The organism is Kluyvera sp., assembly GCF_047971185.1.
GTDB lineage: Bacteria > Pseudomonadota > Gammaproteobacteria > Enterobacterales > Enterobacteriaceae > Kluyvera.
The window spans coordinates 1-4288 of record NZ_JBKDZH010000119.1 but is presented as its reverse complement, the minus strand read 5'-3'; the positions used below and the strand labels follow the sequence as shown (position 1 = coordinate 4288).

Annotated in this window: 5 protein-coding genes; 4 read left to right on the top strand and 1 reads right to left on the bottom strand. The window is 56.8% G+C overall.

What is annotated here, in order from left to right; all coding sequences use genetic code 11:
• Positions 1 to 326, bottom strand: a 326-nt coding sequence (locus tag ACK5JN_RS23060) for a hypothetical protein (protein WP_416872277.1), incomplete at its 3' end; no start/stop codon positions are given.
• 151 nt (positions 327 to 477) lie between these two features.
• Between ACK5JN_RS23060 and ilvY the strand changes: the two genes are divergently transcribed.
• The 4 genes from ilvY to fabV all read left to right on the top strand — a co-directional run.
• Positions 478 to 1380 carry an HTH-type transcriptional activator IlvY gene (gene ilvY, locus ACK5JN_RS23055; RefSeq protein WP_416872276.1) on the top strand — a complete coding sequence of 301 codons (903 nt, stop codon included), beginning with the start codon at positions 478 to 480 and terminating at the stop codon, positions 1378 to 1380.
• A 120-nt stretch (positions 1381 to 1500) separates the two neighbouring features.
• Positions 1501 to 2505, top strand: coding sequence for a dihydroxyacetone kinase subunit DhaK (locus tag ACK5JN_RS23050; RefSeq protein WP_416872275.1), 1005 nt, complete (start codon positions 1501 to 1503; stop codon positions 2503 to 2505).
• Position 2506: 1 nt separating this feature from the next.
• Positions 2507 to 3136, top strand: a complete 630-nt coding sequence (gene dhaL, locus ACK5JN_RS23045) for a dihydroxyacetone kinase subunit DhaL (RefSeq protein ID WP_416872274.1) — start codon at positions 2507 to 2509, stop codon at positions 3134 to 3136.
• A 217-nt stretch (positions 3137 to 3353) separates the two neighbouring features.
• Positions 3354 to 4288: enoyl-ACP reductase FabV (gene fabV, locus ACK5JN_RS23040; RefSeq protein WP_416872273.1), on the top strand; the 935-nt coding region annotated here is incomplete at its 3' end.

Genomic DNA, 4288 nt, shown 5'->3' with positions numbered 1-4288 from the left:
TTGTCCGGCGTCAGGTTAACCACCAGATCAGCCTGCGGGATCAGCTCTTCGTAGGTACCCACTTTGAAGCCGTTTTCGGTCGCTTTACGCCAGGAAGCACGCTTCTCAGCAATCGCTTCTTTACGCAGGGCGTAGGAGATATCCAGACCGGAGTCACGCATGTTCAGGCCCTGATTCAGACCCTGAGCGCCACAGCCGACGATGACCACTTTTTTACCCTGAAGGAAGCTCGCGCCGTCGGCGAATTCGTCGCGGCCCATAAAGCGACATTTACCCAGCTGTGCCAGCTGCTGGCGCAGGTTCAGTGTATTAAAGTAGTTAGCCATGATGGTGTACTCCGTGATGTTGTGTGTCTTATTGTTCGGTTCGCTTTTGCGAGAATGAACCCACTATATGACAGGAAATTTATTGCGGAAATTGATATATTCACAACGTCACATTGCAATATCTGCAACGTCAAAATAAAGAGGTTCGCCGGTGGATTTACGCGATCTGAAAATGTTCCTGCATCTGGCGGAAAGCCGCCATTTTGGCCGCAGCGCGCGGGCGATGCACGTTAGCCCGTCCACGCTTTCCCGGCAGATTCAGCGCCTTGAAGAAGACCTTGGCCAGCCGCTGTTTGTGCGCGATAACCGCACGGTGACGCTGACCGAAGCGGGTGAGGAGCTGCGCGTATTTGCCCAGCAGACGCTGCTACAGTATCAGCAACTGCGCCATACTCTTGACCAGCAGGGGCCATCGCTGTCGGGCGAACTGCATATCTTCTGCTCCGTCACCGCCGCCTATAGCCATCTACCGCCGATTCTTGACCGCTTTCGCGCCGAGCATCCGTCGGTAGAAATCAAGCTCACCACTGGCGATGCCGCTGATGCGATGGACAAGGTGGCCACTGGCGAGGCCGACCTGGCGATCGCAGGTAAGCCGGAGACACTGCCCGGCGCGGTGGCGTTTTCGATGCTGGAAAATCTGGCAGTGGTGCTGATCGCCCCGGCGCTGCCCTGCCCGGTGCGCAATCAGGTTTCCGTCGATAAGCCCGACTGGTCAACCGTGCCGTTTATCATGGCCGATCAGGGTCCAGTGCGCCGCCGTATCGAACTGTGGTTCCGCCGCCATAAAATCAGCAACCCGTCGATTTATGCGACCGTGGGCGGGCACGAGGCGATGGTGTCGATGGTGGCGCTGGGCTGCGGCGTGGCGCTGATTCCCGAAATCGTGCTGGAAAACAGCCCGGAGCCAGTGCGCAACCGCGTGATGATTTTAGAGCGCAGCGATGAGAAAACGCCGTTCGAGCTGGGCGTCTGCGTGCAGAAAAAGCGGCTGCATGAGCCGTTGGTGGATGCGTTCTGGAAAATTGTACTGGAACGTAAAATGACCGAATAGCATGGCCCCAGTCATGCCCCTGGTTCGGGAGATTAATTGGTATCAAAGGTGCCAGGTCTAAAGGAGCGCGGCAGGTAAAATCGTCACTAAAGAAACAGGACCTTACAAGAGGGAGTGACGATGCAGAAACCCAAAAAGATCTTCAACAATACCGATAATATTCGCAGTGAAATCATGGAGGGGCTGGTGTACGCCGGTCGCGGGAACATTCACGCCCTGCCGGAGTATTGCGTGGTTTACCGCACGATGGCGAAAAATGGCCAGACCGTTATCGTCAGCGGCGGCGGCAGTGGACATGAGCCCACTTTTGCCGGGTTTGTCGGCGAAGGGGGCATTGATGCCTGTGCGCTAGGCGAAGTCTTCACCTCTCCCTCCCCCGACCAAATTATCGAAGCCAGCCGGGCCGTGCATCAGGGCAACGGCGTGCTGTTTCTGTACGGCAACTACTCCGGCGACGGTATGAACTTTGATATCGCGAGCGAAATTCTGGCGGAAGAAGGGATTGAGTGCCGCACCGTGCGCGCCACGGACGATATTGCCTCCGCGCCGCCGGAAAGAATATCCGACCGTCGCGGCGTGGGCGGCCTGGCATTTTTGTACAAGCTGGCCGGCGCGGCGGCTCAGTTTGAACGGTATCCCCTGCCTGCGCTGGAAGCGCTGGCGCAAAAAGCTAACCACAACATCCGCACCATTGGCGTCGCGCTCAGCGGCTGCGCGCTGCCGCAGGCCGATGCCTTTAACTTCACGCTGGACGATAACGAGATCGAACTGGGTATCGGCATTCACGGTGAGCCGGGGCTGTGCCGTATTCCCATGCCGCAGACGGATGAACTGGTCGAGATGATGATCGAACGCCTGTGTAACGATCTGCCTTTCACGCAGAGCGACAGAGTGTGCGTGAGCGTCAACAACCTCGGTGCATTAAGCAACACTGAGCTCATGGTAGTCACTCGCAAAGTGGGTATGGCGCTGGCAGCACGCGGTATCGAGACCTACGACGTGCAGGTGGGTCATTTCTGTACCTCGCTGGAAATGTCCGGCTTTTCCCTGAGTATGCTGCGGCTGGATGACGAACTGCAGCGCCTGTACGACTACCCTATCCGCACCCTCGGCTGGAGAAACTAAGATGAACACCACCCAATTCATTGCCTGTTTACAGTATGTCTCTGAAGGGATGATCGCCAGCGAACCCCGGTTGACCGCGCTCGATCAGGTTATTGGCGATGGCGACCACGGTATCGGTATCAAGCGCGGCTTCACCGCGCTGCATACGCTGCTCACCTCGTCTGCGTTTTCTCCCGTTGATATCGGCGACTGTCTGCTGCAAAGCGGCACGCGGCTGATGACCAGCATGGGCGGCGCATCCGGCGCCATTTTCGGCACCCTGTTTCGCGCGGGCGGCAAAGGGCTGGCTGGACGCAGCGAGCTGGATGCCGCGACGCTGGCTGAATGGCTGGAGATAGGTATGCAGGCTATCCACCAGCGCGGCGGCGCGGAACCGGGCGATAAAACGATGGTGGATGCGCTAGCGGCAGCGGCAACGCGCGCGCGCCTGGACACCTCACTGCCATTGCCTGACGCGCTAACGCGCTGCGCGCAGGCGGCGATGGCCGGAGCAGAAAGGACATCCACCATGGTGGCTCGCTTTGGCCGGGCGAAGAATCTCGGCGAACGGGCCATCGGCCACTGCGACCCCGGCGCGGTATCCATGGCGCTGATTCTGCAATTTATGGCCGAATTCACCCATTCCAGCTAACCCATCTGCCCGCGTAAAAAGGGTTCATGTCTGTACATGAGCCCTTTTACGTTATAGCGAAAATCAGACGTAATTCATCATTGCAGCCGCTTTTCTGTATAATGCCCCGTGCCATAATAGATGTGGGGGGCTTGTTAACCATGTCGTTAAGCAAGCCAGAACAGACGGTGTCATTGCGCACTTGACAGCGAAAATACAAACTTAATTAGCCATCATTATGATAATCAAACCAAAAATTCGTGGATTCATCTGTACAACGACCCATCCGACTGGCTGCAAAGTCAATGTGGAAAAACAGATCGAGTACGTTAAGCAAAACGGGAAAATTGAGAACGGACCTTCCCGCGTGCTGGTAATCGGTGCTTCCACCGGTTACGGCCTGGCATCCAGAATTTCCGCCGCCTTTGGCAGCGGTGCCGCCACTATCGGCGTATTTTTCGAAAAACCGGGCACGGAAACCAAACCAGGTTCCGCGGGCTGGTATAATTCTGCCGCCTTCGATGAAGCCGCTAAGCGTGAAGGCCTGTACTCCAAAAGCATCAACGGCGACGCGTTCTCCGACGAGTGCCGCGATGAAGTGATCAAACTGATCAAAGAAGACCTGGGTCAGATTGATTTAGTGGTTTACTCACTGGCGTCCCCGGTGCGTAAAATGCCGAAAACCGGCGAAATCGTCCGTTCTGCGCTGAAGCCGATCGGCGAGGATTACACCTCTACAGCGATTGATACCAACAAAGATCCGATCATCACCGCCAGCATTGAGCCGGCCACCGAAGAAGAAGTTCAGAACACCGTTACCGTGATGGGCGGCGAAGACTGGGAACTGTGGATGGGTGCGCTGAGCGAAGCGGGCGTGCTGGCTGACGGCGTGAAAACCGTAGCTTACTCCTACATCGGTACCGATCTGACCTGGCCAATCTACTGGCACGGCGCGCTGGGCAAAGCAAAAGAAGACCTCGACCGCGCGGCGGGTGAACTGCGTAACCAGCTGGCACCGCTCAACGGCTCTGCTAACGTTGCCGTCCTGAAATCGGTAATCACACAGGCATCTTCTGCTATTCCGGTGTTGCCGCTGTACATCTCCATGGTGTTCAAGCTGATGAAAGAGCAGGGCATTCACGAAGGTTGCATCGAGCAGATCAACCGTCTGAT

Excerpts from the sequence above, each read along its gene's own strand:
- ACK5JN_RS23050 (WP_416872275.1), top strand. The coding sequence starts at position 1,501 with ATGCAGAAACCCAAAAAGATCTTCAACAATACCGATAATATTCGCAGT.
- dhaL (WP_416872274.1), top strand. The coding sequence starts at position 2,507 with ATGAACACCACCCAATTCATTGCCTGTTTACAGTATGTCTCTGAAGGG.